The organism is Corynebacterium sp., assembly GCF_022712275.1.
Classification (GTDB): Bacteria; Actinomycetota; Actinomycetes; order Mycobacteriales; family Mycobacteriaceae; genus Corynebacterium.
On sequence record NZ_JALAGU010000010.1, the window covers coordinates 1 to 18,119 of the forward strand.

At 67.6% G+C, this 18,119-nt stretch carries 16 protein-coding genes; 11 read left to right on the forward strand and 5 right to left on the reverse strand.

All coding sequences use genetic code 11. The annotated features are described in order from the left end of the window. Positions 1-147: 147 nt before the first annotated feature. Both Q0A27_RS01440 and Q0A27_RS01445 read left to right on the forward strand, forming a co-directional pair. A complete protein-coding gene (locus Q0A27_RS01440; RefSeq protein ID WP_291473299.1) occupies positions 148-1,551 on the forward strand; it encodes a trypsin-like peptidase domain-containing protein in 1,404 nt (467 codons plus the stop codon). 67 nt (positions 1,552-1,618) lie between these two features. Continuing rightward, on the forward strand, positions 1,619-2,272 hold the full coding sequence (locus Q0A27_RS01445; protein WP_291473300.1) for a MogA/MoaB family molybdenum cofactor biosynthesis protein: 654 nt from the start codon (positions 1,619-1,621) through the stop codon (positions 2,270-2,272). A 224-nt stretch (positions 2,273-2,496) separates the two neighbouring features. Here the strand turns inward: Q0A27_RS01445 and mscL are convergent, their stop codons facing one another. Both mscL and Q0A27_RS01455 read right to left on the reverse strand, forming a co-directional pair. After that, positions 2,497-2,967, reverse strand: a complete 471-nt coding sequence (gene mscL / locus Q0A27_RS01450; protein WP_291473301.1) for a large-conductance mechanosensitive channel protein MscL — start codon at positions 2,965-2,967, stop codon at positions 2,497-2,499. A gap of 32 nt (positions 2,968-2,999) precedes the next feature. Next, positions 3,000-3,677, reverse strand: a complete 678-nt coding sequence (locus Q0A27_RS01455; RefSeq protein ID WP_291473302.1) for a 5-formyltetrahydrofolate cyclo-ligase — start codon at positions 3,675-3,677, stop codon at positions 3,000-3,002. A gap of 163 nt (positions 3,678-3,840) precedes the next feature. Here Q0A27_RS01455 and Q0A27_RS01460 point away from each other — a divergent pair, with 163 nt between their 5' ends. The 6 genes from Q0A27_RS01460 to Q0A27_RS01485 all read left to right on the forward strand — a co-directional run bounded on the left by Q0A27_RS01460 (position 3,841) and on the right by Q0A27_RS01485 (position 9,533). Beyond that, positions 3,841-4,785 carry a UTP--glucose-1-phosphate uridylyltransferase gene (locus Q0A27_RS01460; protein WP_291473303.1) on the forward strand — a complete coding sequence of 315 codons (945 nt, stop codon included), beginning with the start codon at positions 3,841-3,843 and terminating at the stop codon, positions 4,783-4,785. A gap of 78 nt (positions 4,786-4,863) precedes the next feature. Continuing rightward, positions 4,864-6,144 carry a gephyrin-like molybdotransferase Glp gene (gene glp, locus Q0A27_RS01465; RefSeq protein ID WP_291473304.1) on the forward strand — a complete coding sequence of 427 codons (1,281 nt, stop codon included), beginning with the start codon at positions 4,864-4,866 and terminating at the stop codon, positions 6,142-6,144. A 10-nt stretch (positions 6,145-6,154) separates the two neighbouring features. Beyond that, complete coding sequence (locus Q0A27_RS01470; protein WP_291473329.1) at positions 6,155-6,790, forward strand: GNAT family protein; 636 nt, start codon at positions 6,155-6,157, stop codon at positions 6,788-6,790. 156 nt (positions 6,791-6,946) lie between these two features. Further along, positions 6,947-8,290, forward strand: coding sequence for a gephyrin-like molybdotransferase receptor GlpR (glpR, locus tag Q0A27_RS01475; RefSeq protein ID WP_291473305.1), 1,344 nt, complete (start codon positions 6,947-6,949; stop codon positions 8,288-8,290). 33 nt (positions 8,291-8,323) lie between these two features. Next, entirely contained in the window at positions 8,324-8,734 is a 411-nt protein-coding gene (locus tag Q0A27_RS01480) for a DoxX family protein (protein WP_291473306.1), read from the forward strand. A 10-nt stretch (positions 8,735-8,744) separates the two neighbouring features. Further along, the gene (locus tag Q0A27_RS01485; RefSeq protein WP_291473307.1) at positions 8,745-9,533 is read left to right on the forward strand and encodes a zf-HC2 domain-containing protein; all 789 of its coding nucleotides are present in this window, start codon (positions 8,745-8,747) and stop codon (positions 9,531-9,533) included. A gap of 19 nt (positions 9,534-9,552) precedes the next feature. Here the strand turns inward: Q0A27_RS01485 and Q0A27_RS01490 are convergent, their stop codons facing one another. Then, the gene (locus tag Q0A27_RS01490) at positions 9,553-11,097 is read right to left on the reverse strand and encodes a phospholipid carrier-dependent glycosyltransferase (protein WP_291473308.1); all 1,545 of its coding nucleotides are present in this window, start codon (positions 11,095-11,097) and stop codon (positions 9,553-9,555) included. Positions 11,098-11,162: 65 nt separating this feature from the next. On the opposite strand from Q0A27_RS01490, the gene rsmI reads away from it, so the two are divergent. From rsmI to metG, 3 genes are all read left to right on the forward strand, one after another. Further along, the gene (rsmI, locus tag Q0A27_RS01495; RefSeq protein WP_291473309.1) at positions 11,163-12,122 is read left to right on the forward strand and encodes a 16S rRNA (cytidine(1402)-2'-O)-methyltransferase; all 960 of its coding nucleotides are present in this window, start codon (positions 11,163-11,165) and stop codon (positions 12,120-12,122) included. Positions 12,123-12,290: 168 nt separating this feature from the next. Beyond that, complete coding sequence (locus Q0A27_RS01500; protein ID WP_291473330.1) at positions 12,291-13,988, forward strand: BCCT family transporter; 1,698 nt, start codon at positions 12,291-12,293, stop codon at positions 13,986-13,988. Positions 13,989-14,006: 18 nt separating this feature from the next. Continuing rightward, a complete protein-coding gene (metG, locus tag Q0A27_RS01505; RefSeq protein ID WP_291473310.1) occupies positions 14,007-15,842 on the forward strand; it encodes a methionine--tRNA ligase in 1,836 nt (611 codons plus the stop codon). 16 nt (positions 15,843-15,858) lie between these two features. Here metG and Q0A27_RS01510 read toward each other — a convergent pair whose 3' ends face one another. Both Q0A27_RS01510 and Q0A27_RS01515 read right to left on the reverse strand, forming a co-directional pair. Then, positions 15,859-16,731 carry a helix-turn-helix transcriptional regulator gene (locus Q0A27_RS01510; protein WP_291473311.1) on the reverse strand — a complete coding sequence of 291 codons (873 nt, stop codon included), beginning with the start codon at positions 16,729-16,731 and terminating at the stop codon, positions 15,859-15,861. Between the two features lie 16 nt (positions 16,732-16,747). Then, positions 16,748-18,118, reverse strand: coding sequence for an MFS transporter (locus tag Q0A27_RS01515; RefSeq protein WP_291473312.1), 1,371 nt, complete (start codon positions 18,116-18,118; stop codon positions 16,748-16,750). Position 18,119 lies beyond the last annotated feature (1 nt).

Sequence of the window (18,119 nt, forward strand, 5' to 3'; positions counted from 1 at the left end):
CAGTGGGGGCAGTCATTCTAGTTGGGGAACTGGGGGTGGCTTCACGGCCAATTCCAAGGTTGCCTGGAGAACTGTCGCAGTCTCCGGGGCCAGTATGGTCTACACAGAAGCGTCACAGGCAGTAATCACGATGAATGGAGATGTCCGATGGCGGACAACGGCAGCGCAGGCAACGGTAACAGCACCGGGAGAACCGGAGGATCAGACGACAACCGTTACCCGGCCCAGTGGGGCCAGGGTGGTCAGGAACAGCAGCGCCCCCCGTACCCCGGTCAGACCTATCCCGGTCAGTCGTACCCGGGTCAGTTCGGCCACGCCGAGTACGCCGCCGGGTCCACGGGCCACCCCGGCTACCCGGGCTATCCTGCGGGCCAGGGGTCGGCCGATGCAGCCGGGCAGGACGCCACCTCCGTTCAACCGGAGGTCCCCGGGAACGAGACCACTCCACCGAAGTCCCCCCGCCGTTTCTCTACGCCTGTCGTCGCCGGCATGGTGGTCGCAGTGGCTGTCGCCGCCAGTGCACTGACCGGCGTCATCATGAACAACACCGGCTCCGGCGGATCGTCGGACGGCACCACATTCTCGACCCAGGTCGTCGGCGACCGTGAGCAGACCTCCTCCACCCCCGAGGACGGCACTATCGAAGGTGTCGCCGAGAAGGTGCTGCCCAGTGTCGTCTCCATCCAGGTCACCAGCGGCCAGAGCGGTGCCGAGGGCTCCGGTTCGATCATCAGTTCCGACGGCATGATCCTCACCAACAACCACGTTGTCGCAGAGGCTGAGGGGCGCGGCGCGCAGATGACCGTGACCACCAACGACGGAAAGCAGTACGAGGCGGAGGTCGTCGCGACAGACCCGCAGACCGACATCGCCGTTATCCAGGCGAAGGACGCCTCCGACCTCACCCCGATCACCATCGGTGACCCGGATTCCCTCCAGGTCGGTCAGTCGGTCGTCGCCGTCGGTTCGCCGCTGGGACTGTCCTCGACCGTCACCACCGGCATCGTCTCCGCCAAGGACCGTCCGGTCCAGGCCGGCGGTGAGTCCGGCGGTGAGGCCTCGCTCATCGACGCCATCCAGACGGACGCCGCGATCAACCCCGGTAACTCCGGTGGTGCGCTGGTCAACCTCAACGGTGAGCTCGTCGGCATCCCGTCGGTCATCGCCACGCTCGGCGGCACCGGGGAAGAGTCCGGTTCCATCGGTCTTGGCTTCGCGATCCCCGCCGACCAGGCCATGGACACCGCCAAGCAGCTCATCGACACCGGCAGTGCCACCCACCCGGTGATCGGTGCACAGGTCGACACCCGTGAAACCACCGGCGGCGGTGCGGTCATCGCCGAGGTCACCGGGGGCGGTCCGGCGGAGGAGGCCGGTCTGAAGTCCGGCGATGTCGTGACCAAGGTCGATGACCGTCTGGTCGACAACGGGGTCAGTCTCATCGCCGCGATCCGCTCGCACAACGTGGGCGACGAGGTCACTCTCACCGTCACCGACGGCAACGGCGGGAACGAACATGAGATCAAGGTCACGCTTTCCGCATCCGAATAGTATGGTCATGTAGAACAGAGCTCGCCACGCGAACACCACAATTCCGAGGGTCGGGAGGACCACCGAAATGACTGAAGGAACCACCACCGGAGCCAGAGTCGACGGACTGCTGCGCGTCCGGGGAGTGGAGGATCTCGACGCTGACGAACAGGCCTCCTACGACCGGTTGGATGCCGAGGTCACCGAACCCGATGACTCCGTCTTCCTCAGTCTCGACGAGCAGGAGGACCGTCGCGACAGTAAGGCGGCGCGGCACTCCCTGCTCCATGCGCTCGTCGTCCTCGTCGCCGACCGGGTCACCCCGGGCGACCAGTCCGGCGAACTGGTCGCCGAACTCCTCTCCGAGGAGGATTTCATGGTGGATGCCGTACTGACCGTGGACTGTTCCCGGGACAGTGTCCGCCAGGCCCTGGAGACCGCCGTCGTCGGCGGCGCGGATCTCGTCATCACCGTCGGCGGTACCGGCGTCGGTCCTCGTGACCTCACCCCGGAGGCCACCCGCGATGTCCTCGACCGTCGGATCCCGGGCCTGTCCGAGGCCCTGCGGTCTTCGGCGATGGCCTGCAATGCGATGGACGGCGGACTGTCCCGCGGTGTCGCGGGTGTGTCCGGCTCGACGGTCGTGGTGAACCTGGCGTCCTCCCGTGCGGCGATCCGCGACGGTATGGCCACGCTGTGCCCGCTGGCGCGCTACATCGTCGGTGAGTTGAACCAGGCGTGACGGGGGACCCGGGCGTGCGCGGCCGACGGCGGCGCCGGAGCGTCGGCGTCCTGGGCAACGCCCACGACGCTGACGGCGCGCCACCGTCCCCGGTACAGAGGAAACCCCGGCCGCCGCAGGATGCGGTGACCGGGGGACAGGGGGAGGGATTCAGCGAGAACTTCTGGCGGGAGCAGCGTCCACCGCACTGGTGAGCCCCTCCGGGGCCGCTCACTGCAGGAATGCTATCCCGCGGAGTGGCGTCCGGTCTCCGGTTCGGTGCCCTCGGGGATGTCGTTGGACGGTGTGGAGACACCGCTCTGTGCGGCCATCAGGTCGCGGATCTCGATGAGCAGGTCGGTCTCGGTGGCGGTGGCCGCCTCCTCGGAGTCCTGGCCCTTCTTCTTCGCCGCTGCTTCGGCCATCTTGTTGATCGGCATGACGATGATGAAGTAGACCACCGCGGCGATGATGAGGAAGTTGATCACGGCCGAGAGAATCGCGCCGAGGTCGATGGTGGTCGACGCGTCGCCGGACTTGATCCGCCAGGCGAGGCCCTCGACGTCGCCGCCACCGCCGAAGACGTTGATGATCGGCTGGATCAGGTTGTCGGTCAGCGCGGTGACGATCGCCGTGAACGCGGCACCGATGATGACACCGGTGGCGAGTTCGATGACGTTGCCCCGCATGATGAAGTCTTTGAAGCCCTTGAGCATTGTGGGTTCTCCTCGGGAGGTGTTGTTAGGGGTCAGGGACGGACACTACCGTCTGCGATGTCGGTCCGGAAGGTTCCGGAGTCGGTCACCACCACGTCCACCGTGATGTCGAACGCCGTCGCGGGGACGGCGACGCCGAATTCCTCATGGTCCACGACAGCTATCAGTCTGTCATGGTTTTCACCTGTTGACATGGATGCTGCAAAGGTGCGGTCGTAGAAGCCACCGCCCTGGCCCAACCGTGCTCCGTCATTCCCCACGGCCAGCGCGGGAATGATGACGGTGTGTACCCGGGCGAGAAGGTCACCGGTGTTCACCGGCGTGTCTCCCTCGGCCGGTACCGGTTCCCGGATCCCGAAGGCTCCGGAGCGGGTGTGCTTTACGCCACGCCATTTCACCCACCGGAGTGAGGCACCGGGACCGGCCACCACCGGCAGCCAGACTTCGCGACCTGTGGAGGCGAGTGACTCGGGGAGGTCGCTGCCGCCGGGTTCGCCGGGCAGTGGGTCATAGGCGGCGACGGCCCGGGGCGGCCCCGGCCTGTCGCGGCGGTCCAGTTCGGCGGTCAGATGGTCGAGGACGGCTCCGTCCCGCGCGTCGCGGTCGGGGAGCCGGTGCGTCCGGTCCAGTCGGATCCGGGCCCGCAGTGCGGTCTTGGCGCCCGCCGCGTCGTCTACCGCGTCGTCCGCAGTATCGGCCGAAGTATCCATACCCCCGGAGACTAGTCCGCCCATCCCACCCCCCCCGGAAAGGAAGGGCAGGGGTGGTGTGCGGGGGACGGGACACAGAATTTCTGCGGACACGTGGTTGAATCGGGGGTATGTCGGCGCGCTCACCACACCCGGACCGGTAACGGCCGGTACTCTTCTCCCCATGACTGCTGATAACTCTCTCCATGACGGGGGCCTGCGCACTGTTGTGGTGCCGGCCGCAGGCCTGGGAACACGTTTCCTGCCGGCGACCAAGACGGTCCCCAAAGAACTGCTTCCGGTCGTCGACACGCCCGGTATCGAACTCATCGCCAGGGAGGCGGCCCAGGCGGGTGCCTCCCGTCTCGCGGTGGTGACGGCCCCCCGCAAGCAGGGGATCATGGCCTATTTCGACCAGGACGAACTGCTCGAGTCGACGCTGGAGTCCCGTGGCAAGACCACGCAGCTGGAGAAGGTCCAGGCAGTGAACACCCTGGTGGACGCCGTCGCTGTCAACCAGGACCGGCCACTGGGCCTCGGTCATGCCGTGGGCTGTGCCGAGACCGCCCTGGATGATGACGAGGACTGCTTCGCCGTTCTGCTGCCGGACGACCTCGTGCTGCCGTTCGGCGTCCTCAACGAGATGCTGGAGGTGCGCCGCCAGTTCGGCGGGACCGTGCTCTGTGGCTTCGAGGTCCCCGAGGACGAGGTGTCGAACTACGGTGTCTTCGATCTCGAGGAGACCGAGGAAGGTGCCGGTTCCCAGGTCCGTAAGGTCAGGGGAATGGTCGAGAAGCCGGATACGGAGGACGCCCCCTCAACCGTCGTCGCCGCCGGCCGCTACCTGCTCGACCGCACTATCTTCGACGCGCTGCGTAGAATCGAGCCGGGCAAGGGCGGTGAGTTGCAGCTCACCGATGCCATTGAACTGCTCATCACCGAAGGCCACCCGGTCCATGTCTACATCCACCAGGGCGGACGTCATGATCTCGGTAACCCCGGTGGCTACATCCGGGCCTGTGTCGACTTCGCCCTCAACGACGACACCTACGGCCCGTCCCTGCGTCAGTGGCTCGGCACTCGCCTTTCCGCGGACGCCGTGTCCCATGCCGAGGTGCCCGCCGAGTAGCGGCCCTCTCTAGGATGGTGCAGAAGGTGGACGGACCGTCCGCCGGAACAGTGTCGGCCACAGGAAAGTTCGAGGACCGTGAAGAGCGTTGAGGAGCAGTTGGCGGCGGTGACCGCTGCGGCAGTCACCCCGGAGCCGGTGCGTACCGCCATTTCCGAGGCGCTGGGCCTACGGTGCGCCGAACAGGTCGAGTCGGAGACCAGCCTCCCCGGCTTCAACCAGGCTGCCGTCGACGGTTTCGCCGTGCGCGCGGTGGACATCCGCCAGATCCTCAACGGCGGTTCTGGCGCAGGATCCGGATCGGGTGGCTCCGACGACGCGTCCTCTCCGATGCTTCCGGTGGTCGGCGAAGTCACCGCCGGGTCCCATCGCCCGGTGCGCCTGCAGCCCCGGCAGGCTGTCCGGGTGCAGACCGGTGCTCCGCTACCGACATTGGCGGACGCCGTGCTGCCGCTGGACTGGGCGTCCCAGGACGGACGCCGCATCGAACCGCTCTACGGGGTCAGCCCCGGACAGTTCGTCCACCGTGCCGGTTCCGATGTCCAGCCCGGTGACGTGGTCGTCGAGGACGGTGCCGTCATCGGTGCTGCCCAGGTCGGGCTGCTTGCCGCGGTCGGCCGCTCGAAGGTGCTCGTGTACCCGCGGCCGCGGGTCTCGGTGCTGTCCTTCGGCCCGGAGCTCGTCGACATCGACCGTGATCCGGCCCTCGGCCAGGTCTTCGACGTCAATTCCTATGCGCTGGCCGCGGCTGGTCGGGAGGCGGGAGCGGACGTCAACCGGGTCGGCGTCCTCAACGGGGAACCGCGTCGGCTGCGCGAGATCATCGAGAGTCAGCTCATCCGGTCGGAGATCCTCGTGATCTCCGGTGGCGTGGGTGGTGCCGCCAGTGATCGGCTGCGGGAGGTTCTCGAGGACCTCGGTGACATGGACATTTCGCGGCTGGCGATGCACCCGGGCTCGGTCCAGGGCTTCGGCACGCTCGGTGCAGACCGCACCCCGACCTTCCTGCTGCCGGGCAACCCCTCGGCGGCGCTGGTCTCCTTCGAGGTCCTGGTCCGCCCGCTGATCCAGATTCTCCGCGGTCGTCGGGAGACGATGCGGCGCACCGTACAGGCACGCACCATCGCCGCGATCGAGTCTGCGCCGGGACGCACCGGCTACCTGCGCGGTCAGCTGATGCGCGACCGCGGAACCCGTGAGTTCCTCGTCGATCCGCTCGGTGCGGTCGGCGGCGGGGAACCGGGTCACCTGCTCGGCAGTCACGGCCAGGCGAACTGTCTGGTCGTCCTGCCGGGGGACCGGACCAGGGTGGAGCCGGGCGAGATCGTCGACGTCATGTTCCTGACGAACCAGTCGTGAGACGACCGTGATCGACAGGCATCCGGGCTGGCCCGCCCGCACCCCCAAGGCGCGCTGCACCGCTGGCCAGGTGCAGCTGCGTCCGCTGCACCGTCGTGACGGAAAGCGCTGGTCGCGGTACCGGGTCGCCGACGAGCATCTGCTGCGTCCGGTCGAGCCGACGGTGCCGGGCGACTGGCATGAGGCGCACGCCCCGCAGATGTGGCGTTCCACGGTGGGTGGGTTGCTCGACATGGCCCGACACGGCGTGGTCCTGCCCTTCGCCATCGAGGTCGACGGTGAGTTCGCCGGCCAGCTCACGCTGGGCAACGTCCAGCACGGTGTGGTGTGCAGCTGCTGGATCGGGTACTGGGTGTACTCCGGCTTCGGCGGTCGAGGAGTGGCGACGGCGGCGGTCGCGCTCGGTACCGACCACGCGATGCGGCAGGTCGGAATGCACCGGGTGGAGGCCACGGTGCTGGAGGACAATGCGGCGTCGCGGAGGGTGTTGGCCCGCACCGGTTACCGCGAAGAGGGCAGACTGCAGCGCAACCTGCACATCAACGGTCAGTGGCGGGACCACCTCCTTGTCGCGCAGACCGTGGAGGAGACCTCCGGCGGTGTCCTCGCCGGATTGCAGGCGTCCGGCGTGCTTCCCGCCCCCTGAGTCACGGGAGACAACACCGGTTACGTATTTTCTCCGGCGCGCCTGATGCCGTGAGAAGCGGAGCACACGTACCCTCGTGGTCACCTAGTCTGATGCCGGGCACGTATCCGGTACAGGCACACTGTCCGTGATCCCGGTGAGAGGAATACGTCCCCCGTGTCCAGCTCCCTCAGTTCCGTCGTCCTCATCGGTGTGGTGTGGCTTCTCATCATCACCACACTGTTCGTCCGCCGTCATTCTCCGGTGCGCCGGACGTCGAAGGCCCTGTCCGAGACCCGGGTGGTGCACGAGGGCGGGACCGGGATCGAGCGGTCCCGACGCCGTCCGCTGCCCGCGGAGAGTCTCTACCGTGCCGATCCCGACGCCGATCTCGAGCTGGTGGAGGCGGAGCCGGAGCAGGTGGTCATCGACGACACCCGTGACGATTCCTACGACGACATCCCGGATGTCGCCCCGCCGCTGCCTGTGCCTTCCGTGATCGAGGGTGACGTGGTCGAGTACCGGACGCAGGACGACGTCGACACCGGTGAGTTCGCACCCGTCAGTGCAGAGATCGCAGAGGACGCCGAGGACGCAGAGGACGCAGAGGACGCAGAGGACGCAGAGGACGCCGAGGACACCGATGTTGACAGCGCCGTGGACGCCGACTTCCCGGTGGACGGGGACACCACCGGGGACGATGACGCCGTCGCTGAGCTGCCTGTCGTCGAGGCTGAGGTTGAGGCTGAGGTTGAGGCTGAGGTCGAGGCTGAGGCTGAAGAGATGGACGACGTGGAGACCGGGGACGACCGTGAGCCTGTCGCTGACATCGTGCCGGACGAGCCGGTCCGCCGCTTCGCCGTGGTGGACGAGGCCTACATCCGTGGCGGCGACATCGACGTCTCGGTGGGCACCGACGATGAACTGCTGGTCGTCAAGGACACCACGGAGGAGTCCGACGAGGACGCCGCCTACTTTGACGACGAGATCACCGAGGACGACATCGATTACCTGGCGAGCCGCCAGGGCCGCGGTATCTACAACCCCGTGGCGTCCCGACAGCTTGCCGAGCAGCGTCAGTCCCGGCGTCGTCGCGTCCTCATGGTGCTGGTTGTCGTGACCGTCCTGTCCCTCATCGGGGCTGTTGCGCTGTCCGGTTCGCTGTGGATCGTCACCCTGCTGGGTGCGGCGCTGACCGGCATGTACCTCTATTCGCTGCGCAAGCAGACACTCGCGGAGCGGGAACTGCAGCACCGGCGTCTCGCACGGATGCGCCGGGCCCGGCTCGGTGTGCGCAACACCGACGACCGTGAACTGGGCGTCCCCGACCGGTTGCGTCGACCCGGTGCCGTCGTCGTCGAGAGTGACGACGCCGACCCCGAGTTCGCCGCCCTGGAGTACGCCGACGTCACCTTCGCCGGCTACGACGATGTGCCGGACACCGACGACGGCTACTACGACGCCTACGACGACGGCTACGGGCACCCCGGCGACGGGCATCCGACGGTCCGCGTGGTCTGACACAGGTCCCTCCCGGGGTAGGCTGTCATCATCATGAACAACCCTGCGCTCAGAGACGCGGCCCTGTTCCTGCTGCGGCTGGTCCTGGGCGTCATCTTCATCGCCCACGGCTGGGACAAGGCCTTCGGTACCGGTATCGACGCCACCGCCGACCAGTGGGCGGGCCTGAACATCCCGCAGCCCACCCTGTCGGCCTGGGTGGTCTCTGTCGTGGAGATGCTCGGTGGCGCGATGCTGGTGCTCGGACTGCTGACCCCGGCCGCCGCCGGCGTCCTCGCTCTCGACATGGTCGCGGCCTTCTACTTCGTCCACCTCGACAACGGACTCTTCGTCAGCGACGGTGGCTGGGAGCTCGTCCTGGTCCTCTCTGCCGCCTGTGTGACCCTCATCGTCTTCGGCTCGGGGCGGGCCAGCCTGGACCGGGCCCTGTCCCGGTTCGCCTAGGGGCGCGGGGGTGGAGTGCGAGGAGGCCCGCGCCGCGCTGTCCGCACGGCTCGACGGCGAACCTGAACCGGCGGGCACCGATCCGGATGCGGTGGACGCCCACCTGGCGGCCTGCCCGGACTGCCCCGGGTGGTTCGCCGCGGCGGCGGACCTCAACCGCCGACTGCGGGTGAGCTCCGCCCCGACGGAACAACCGCAACCACGTGACGCCGGGGAGCTGGCCCGTCAGATGGCGGCGCTGGCGGAGACCACCCCGGAACTGTCCCACCGGCTGCGCAGCCGGTCGTTGCCGCTGACCCTGTGCCGGGTGGCGATGGTGGTGCTCGCGGTGCTCTACATTGCCTGGGCGGTGGTCCTGCTGGTCAACTCCACCGGTGTGCCGGACTCCCCGACGGCGTCCGGGGCAGGTGGTGAGGTCGCCAACGCCGGTGACCCGGATCTGGCGCGCCTGTCGGTGGACGCAGCGACGGTGCGCCTGGCCCTGGCGGCCGGGTTGATCTGGGGCGCGTGGCGACCACGTGCCGCACCGGGACTGCTGCCGGTTTTCCTCGCCCTGTGGGGTTTCGGCGCCGGGTTCTCCACCCGTGATCTGGTGCTGGGCTACCTCGATGTTCCGACGGTCGCCGGTCTGCTGCTGCACCTGGCGTCCTGCATGACGGTGGTGGGGGTGTGGCTCGCACGACACCACGCGGTCAATCCGCTGCGGGATTCGCTGCGCGGACTCGGTGCACGCCCGGTGGCGTACAGCCCGGGGGACGCCGAGCGGAACTCCACCTGGCGGCCCGGCGACGGGGACTGAGCCTGCGGCGACGGCGCAGTCAGGTCCAGCCGGGCAGCCACATCCGCCAGTGCCACTGTTGCTGGGTCAGTGGCAGGCCCGAGTAGACCGGCAGGAAGAACAGGAACATCCACACCGCCAGCACCAGGTAGATCACACCGAAGAGCATGCCGGTACGGGTGAGCCACAACCGCCGCACCGCCGGCCGGAGACCGGGGGAGGTGTCCGCCGGGCGGTCGCCGACAATCGACCAGCCGGCGAGCTGTCCCAGTGCCAGGGCGAGGCCGATGATGAGGAACGGGGCGAGGTTCGTCGCGTAGAAGAGGTACATCTGCCGGTCGACGTTGAGCAGCCACGGCAGGAATCCGGCGAGATACCCGACCACCGGCACCAGCCAGGCCATCTCACGACGCCGGACCAGGCACCACAGGCCCCACAGCAGTACCGGCACGGTGAGGAACCAGATCACCGGGGTACCGGTCAGCAGGACGACGTGTTTCATCCCCGAGCCGTCGGTCTCGCTGTAGTACAGCAGTCCACGGGTGCTGGCGAGCCATTCCCAGGGCTTGGACTCCCACGGGTGGTGGTGGCCGTTGGAGTTGGTCAGTTCCTCGTGGAAGTCGAGGACGGAGACGTGGTAGTAGATGAAGTTGAGCCAGGAGTCCGGCAACCAGTCCAGGCCCCAGGAGCTGATCCGGTCGTTACCGGCCTCGACCTCGTGGCGGAAGACCCCGGTCTCTGAGGCGAACCAGGCACGCCAGCTGAACAGGTACATCACCGCCGGCAGGATGACCATGGACGCGAACGCGGGGACGCAGTCCCGGGCGAAGGTGCCTGCCAGCGGACGCTGGACGCCGAAGCGACGGCGCCGCCACCAGTCGACACCGACGACGGTGAGTCCGAAGAAGGCGATGTAGTACAGTCCCGACCATTTCACGGCCAGCGCGCCACCGAGGGCGAGCCCGGCAGCGAAACGCCACCACCGGTACCCGGCCCGCGGACCCAACGGGTTGTCGGCGATCCGCCCCTCGGCGAAGACCCGCCGGAATGTGGCCTCCATCTGCCCGTGGTCACGGACCAGCAGGTAGGCGGCGAGGATGACGAAGAAAGTCTGGAACTGGTCCAGCATCGCCGAGCGTCCGGTGACGAAGAGGATGCCGTCGCAGAGGGCGAGCAGCCCGGCAGACAGTCCCACCCAGTCGCCGTATCCGGTGGAGGACGCCAGACGCCGCGCGGTCGCCGCGGTGAGCAGGATGACACCGATGCCCAGCAGGGCGACCGAGATCCGCCAACCGAAGGGCGTGTCGCCGAAGACCCACATCCCCAGGGCCTCGAGCTGTTTGGCGAGTGGGGGGTGGACGACCAGGCCGTAGGCGGGATTGTCCTCGATTCCACCGGTCAATCCACCGCGGAGGATCTGCCAGGACTGGGGGACGTAGTGTTTCTCGTCGAAGACCGGCGTCCCCTCGTCGGTGGGGTACCCGAGTTCCGTCAGCCGCGTGACCGCACCGAGCACGGCGAGCACGGCGAGGACCACCGACCACCGGGTCGGCCGGCCCCGGGGAGCGGCGACGGAAGGTTTCACAGGGCGCCATCCTAGTAGGAAGCGGACGCAGAACGGCGGAGCACGGGGCGTTAGAGTCGGAGAACATGGAGACCCCCGAGTTCACTGGCCCGCTGTCCGGCCCGCTGTCCGGCCCGCTGCCCCGCCTGCTGTCCCGCGCCGCCGACGACCGACCCTGCCCCCACGGCGGGATCATTCTCGCGGCCACACCGCTGGGGACGGCACTGGACGCCTCGGTCCGACTGATCGACGCGCTGGGCAGCGCCGACATCATCGCCGCGGAGGACACCCGCCGGACCCGTGCCCTGGCGGACGCCCTCGGCGTGGAGATCACCGGGAAGGTCGTCTCCAACTACGACCACAACGAGTCCGACCGTGCCGCCGGGCTGGTGGAGAGCGCGGCCGGCGGGGCCCGCGTCCTCGTGGTGACGGACGCCGGGATGCCGGCGGTCTCGGACCCGGGATTCCCGCTGGTCCAGGCGGCCCAGGAGGCTGGCGTCCCTCTGACCTGCCTGCCCGGCCCCTCTGCCGTGCCGACCGCTCTGGCCCTGTCCGGGGTGGGGGTGGGACACTTCACCTTCGACGGCTTCGCCCCACGTAAGGACGGCGACCGACGCCGCTGGCTGACGACACTCGTCGACGAGAAGCGGGCCGTCTCCTTCTTCGAGTCCCCGCACCGGCTCGGCCGCACCCTGGACGCGGCAGTGGACGTGCTCGGCCCCGACCGCGAGGCCGCGGTGTGCCGGGAACTCACCAAGACCTATGAACAGGTGCGGCGGGCCCCGCTGGGGGAGTTGGCGCAGTGGGTGGCCGAGGCGACCGCTGCCGCGGAGAAGGGTGAGGGGCCCGGGATCCGCGGTGAGATCACGGTGGTCATCTCCGCCGCACCCGAGACCGGACCCGCGGACCCGGCGGACCTGGTCGGCCTCGTCGAGGAACAGGTGGCGTCCGGTGTCCGGATGAAGGAGGCCTGCAGGACCGTTGCCGAGGCCCACGGCGTGTCCCGGCGGGAACTCTACGAGGCGGTGCTGGCAAGTCGCCGGTGAACCCGGGTCATCGGCGGACGGTGATATCTGGCAGAGTGGACGGTTATGACTGACCCGACAAGAGAAACAGAGACAAGAGAAACAGAGAAGAAGCCGCCGGATCCTCAGATCGTCACCGACGACAGTGAACTCAGCACCGAGAAGCTGTCGCCGGTCGTGGTGGGCAGCATGCTGCCGCCGCCTTCGGAGAACGAACACGCCACCGTGGACAAGGTGGTCGTGGGGTTCGCGGCCGCCCTCGTGCTCGCCGTGGTCCTGTGGGGGCTCATCGCCCCGGACAACTTCTCCGACTTCGCTTCCAGCGCGCTGGATCTCATCGTCACCGATTTCGGGTGGGTCTACATCGTCGCCGGCACGGTGTTCGTGCTGTTCATCCTGTTCATCGGGCTGAGCCGGTTCGGTCGTATCAAGCTCGGCCAGGACAACGAGGAACCCGAGTTCAACACCGCGAGCTGGATCGCGATGATGTTCGCCGCCGGCATGGGCATCGGTCTGATGTTCTACGGCGTCGCCGACCCGCTGAACTACTTCGAGAACGGCATTCCCGGGGAAGGGTCGAAGAGCGTCCCGGACTCGATGGCCTCCACCATCTTCCACTGGGGCCTGCATCCCTGGGCGATCTACGCCATCGTCGGTCTCGCCATCGCCTACGGCACCTTCCGCCTGGGACGCAAGCAGCTGTTCAGCTCGGCGTTCATCCCGCTGATCGGTATCCGACTGGCCGAAGGCTGGCTCGGCAAGCTCATTGACGTCCTGTCGATTTTCGCGACCGTCTTCGGTACGGCAGCTTCCCTGGGCCTCGGAGCCCTGCAGATCGGTTCCGGTATGGATGCCGTCGGTATCGTGCACAACCCCGGGACCGGCTGGATGATGGTCATCATCGGCGTGCTGGGACTGTGCTACCTGGCCTCCGCCTACTCCGGCGTCGGTAAGGGCATCCAGTACGTCTCCAACTTCAACATGGTGCTCGCCGGCCTTCTGGCACTGTTCGTGCTCATCGTCGGCCCCACGGTCGTCATCCTCAACACCATGCCGACCTCCCTGGGCAACTACCTGCAGAACTTCTTCGGCATGTCCGCCCGCACCGCGGACTCCGCCGAGGGCATGGGTGACTGGCTCGCCGGGACCACCCTGTTCTACTGGGCATGGTGGATCTCGTGGTCGCCCTTCGTCGGTACCTTCATCGCCCGGATCTCCCGGGGCCGTACGATCCGCGAGTTCGTCATGGTCGTCCTCATGGTCCCCACCGCGGTGTCCATCGTCTGGTTCTCCATCTTCGGCGGATCCGCAATCCACGCGGAGGAGTCCGGCAGTGAGATCTACGGTGACGGCAACGCCCAGACAATGCTGTTCAACCTGCTCGACGATCTTCCGTTCGCCGGCATCAGCTCGGTGATCGCGATGATCCTGCTGGCGACCTTCTTCATCACCTCGGCGGACTCCGCCTCGACCGTGATGGGCACCATGAGCCAGAACGGCAAGCTTGTCGCGGACCGGAAGCTGACTGTCCTGTGGGGTCTGCTGACCGCGCTTATCGCGGTGGTGCTCCTGCTGTCCGGCGGTGAGGACTCCCTGAACAACCTCCAGTCGGTGACGATTGTCGCCGCGTGCCCGTTCGTGATCCTCATCCTCTTCATGTGCGTGTCGCTGTACAAGGGACTGTCGCAGGACCCGATGTTCCTCGACGAGAACGAGAAGCGGTCCTTCGCCCTGCGGCTCGCCCGCGAGCGCCGTCACCAGGTCCCGCCGGAGTCCGCCCGCAGCCCGTGGGAGGCCCGTGAGGACGAGCGGCTGGGCCGCAAGGCGGAGAAGAGCGCCAGGAAGTCCGCGAAGAATCAAGGGTCGGAGGACCAGGCCAAGTCCTGATGCAATAGGGTGGGGGACATGTCGAAACATGTCCTCACCTCCGTTGCCTGGCCGTACGCCAACGGCCCCCGCCACATCGGACACGTTGCCGGATTCGGCGTCCCCTCGGACGTCTTCGCCCGGTACCAGCGAATGTCCGGCAACGAGGTCCTGATGGTCTCGGGCACCGACGAGCACGGCACTCCGCTGCTCGTCCAGGCGCAGAAGGAGGGCGTGGAGGTCCAGGAGCTGGCCGACCGCTACAACCGGATCATCGTCGAGGACCTTGCCGGGCTCGGCCTGTCCTACGACCTTTTCACCCGCACCACCACCCGAAACCACTACGCCGTGGTGCAGGAGCTCTTCCGAGGGCTCAACGACAACGGTTACATGATCCGCCAGAGCACCGTCGGCGCGATCGACCCGAAGACCGGCCGCACCCTGCCCGACCGGTTCATCGAGGGCACCTGCCCGATCTGCGGTGCGACCGATGCCCGCGGCGACCAGTGCGACAACTGCGGCAACCAGCTCGACCCGGCTGACCTCATCGACCCGCGGTCCAAGATCGACGGAGCGACCCCGGACTTCGTCGAGACCGAGCACTTCATGCTCGACCTGCCGGCTTTCGCCGAGGCTCTGGAGAAGTGGCTGTCCACCCGCAAGGGCTGGCGTCCCAACGTCCTGAACTTCTCGCTCAACGTTCTCAAGGACATGCGTCCGCGTGCCATGAGCCGCGACATCGACTGGGGCGTCCCGGTCCCGATCGAGGGCTGGCAGGACAACGATGCCAAGAAGCTCTACGTCTGGTTCGACGCCGTCGTCGGCTACCTCTCCGCCTCCATCGAGTGGGCCTGGCGCACCGGTGACAGGGATGCCTGGAAGAAGTGGTGGTCCGACCCCGAGGCCCTGTCCTACTACTTCATGGGCAAGGACAACATCACCTTCCACTCCCAGATCTGGCCGGCTGAGCTGCTCGGCTACGCCGGAAAGGGTGACAAGGGTGGTGAGCTCGGCGAGTTCGGCGAGCTGAACCTGCCGACCGAGGTCGTCTCCTCCGAGTTCCTCACCATGTCCGGCTCGAAGTTCTCCTCGTCGAAGGGTGTGGTCATCTATGTCCGTGACTTCCTGAAGGAGTTCGGCCCGGATGCGCTGCGTTACTTCATCGCCGTAGCCGGTCCGGAGAACATGGACACCGACTTCACCTGGGACGAGTTCGTCCGCCGCATCAACACCGAGCTGGCCAACGAGTGGGGCAACCTCGTCAACCGCACCGTGTCGATGGCGCACAAGAACTTCGGTGAGATCCCGGCTCCCGGCGAGTTCACTGCCGAGGACCGGGCGCTGCTCGACGAGTCCGCCGCAGCCTTCGGCATCGTCGGCGAGTACCTGGAACATTCCCGGTTCAAGGCCGGTATCTCCGAGTCGATGCGCATCGTCGCCCGGGCGAACCAGTACATCGCCGCCCAGGAGCCGTGGAAGCTGGCCAAGGACGAGACGCAGCGGGAACGTCTTGCCACGGTCCTGTTCACCGCACTGCAGGTCGTCGCGGACGCGAACACACTGTTCACGCCGTACCTGCCGTTCTCCGCGCAGAAGATCTTCGAGACGCTCGGCGGGTCCGGCGTCTGGGCCGCGCAGCCGGAGGTCGTCGAGGTCACCGATGATTCCCCGCTGGAGCCGGTGGGTGCCGGCCTGCCCGCCAAGGGCCGTGCCTACCCGGTCATCATGGGCGACTACGTCAACCAGCAGGCGCACTGGGGCCGCACCGACCTGACCCCGGGCACCCCGCTGTCCAAGCCGGCGCCGCTGTTCACCAAGCTGGACCCGGAGCTGGCGGAGACCGGCCCGGAGTGGGCCCGCGTCGAGAAGGACTAGGCTCCGCCGCCGGGGGTCAGCTCTTCTGTCCCCACCGCCTGACGAGACCGTCGTCGGGGCAGGACGCTACCACAGCGTCTGTGACGGATCTCCGCACTTCTTCCGGGGCGTCACGCATCCGGGCGAAGATTCTGAAGGCCACGTCCCGGGCATGTCGGGGCGCAGCGATCGGAGGCAGGTCGCCAGCGGAGGTGCAGGGGGAGGACCGGTCCCAGGACAACAGTGCGGCTACGGTCGCACTGATCCGGGGAGGATCGACCCTCGTGACCGCGCCGTGAGCGGCAACCGGCATTCCCGCGTCGACCAGCACCGCGACCAGGGTGTCCAGAGCGGTCTGCCGGACGTCTTCCGGGGCGTCGGTGGTCCAGGTGAGGGTTTCGGTCAGGGCGTCCACGGTCGCCCGGTCCGGGTTCTCCCGGACACGGACCATCGCGTCGAGAAGCTCGACGGTCTCCAACGACACCGGGGTGGAGGAGGTCAACGGGTCGACCGCGAGATCGTCGACAACAGGTCGGGGATGAGGACCGGTGGAGTACGGGGCGGAATGCTCGAGGACGGACCGGACGCGGGCGATCCATGATCCGGCGGGCGAGCATGCCGGGTAGTCAGACGTACCTTCCGCGGCGAACACCGTGTGCAACAAGTCAGCGAACCCGTCGGCAGAGCTCGCCAGTCGGGAATCGAAACCGAGCCCGGTGAGGACGGTGGGGTTCATTCCCAGACGGTCGGCGAGCCGTTCCACGGTGCCGTGGTCCGGAACACTCTGTCCGTCCTCCCACCGGGAGACGGAGCTGGGGGAGCAGATCCCGGCGGCGAGGCCGGTCTGGGACAGCCCACGGTCGACTCTGGCGTGGTGCAGTCGGCGTCCGAATGCGGCAGGATCCTCCATGGCCACCGAGGATACGTCACACAGCAGTTTGACGGTTCCCTGATCCGCGGAGAACGGCCGCAGCGACCGCACCGGCCAGAGATAACGCGGCGACAAGCCCTCCGAGCATCATCGCAGAGTCTGTCCAGACACCGACGACTGCCGTCCCCAGGGCTCCCCCGAGCTGCAGCATCAGCCGGGTGTGCGCGCCGACTGCCGGAGTTTGGCCGTCAGAGACGACCTCGTAGGCAGCGGACAGGGCGAGCAGCGTGCACGCACCCAGCCCCAGACCACGGATCAGAGACGAGCCCACGGTTACGGTGATGGTCGCTGCATCCCAGGATCCGACGGCCTGGATGCCCATCGTCCCGCCTGCGGCGACGACAAGTCCGGCAGCGATGACAGGGAAGGCGTTCATGTTCTTCCACGGTCCTTTGATGAGGCTGCGGGATGCCCAGGCGCCCAGCCCCTGGATACCCAGCAGAACACCGGCCACCCAGGCCGGCTGCCCCAGGTCGGACTGGACGTGCAGGGATGTCGACAGCAGCGTCCCGTAGAACACCGCGCCGACGATGAGGCACAGCAGCATCACCGTAGTGAAGGCCGGACCGCGGTAGAGGGACATGTCGAGCAGGGGAGTGGTTGAGCGCAGGTCCACCACACAGAACACGGCGGTGACCACGATCGCAGCGACCGCGATGAGCGCGGTGACGCCGGTAGGCAGTGTGCCGACGGCGCTGACGGCCCAGAGCAGGCCGACCATGCCGACCATGCCGAGGACGCCGGGCAGCGCCTGATCGAGGCCCAGTGGTGTCCTGTTCCCCGGGGCTGTCGGCAGCACGCTGTGAGCGAGAACCAGGGCGAGGGCGGCGACCGGGACGTTGACCAGGAAGAGGACGCGCCACCCGACGGCGTCCACCAGGACACCGCCCAGTAGCGGGCCGAACGCCGGGGCGATGACCGCGGGTAGTCCGATGGTCGCCAGAGCGGCGCGCATCCCCTCGCGTCCGACGATGTCGGCGGCGATCTGCTGGACCGCCGGCATGATGAAGCCACATGCCGCACCCTGCAGGACGCGGGCGATCACGAACAGTAGTAGCGTCCCGCTGAGACCGACCAGGGCGGAAGCGAGGGCAAAGACCAGGACTGATCCGGTCCAGACGTGTCGGGGTCCGAAGCGCCGCAGGGAAGTGGTGGAGAGCACGATGCCGGCGGTGGCAGCGAGCATGTAGGCGGAGACTCCGAGCTGCACATCGCTCCGGGAGACGTTGAGATCTCGACTGATCACCGGAAGCAGGACGTTGACCAGGCTGGAGTCGATCAACGGGAGTATCGAGGCGAGCAGCAGGACGAAGGTGGTCCGGGGCGTGAGAGACGGCGTGGCAGGAGTGGTCCCAGAGGTACTCACG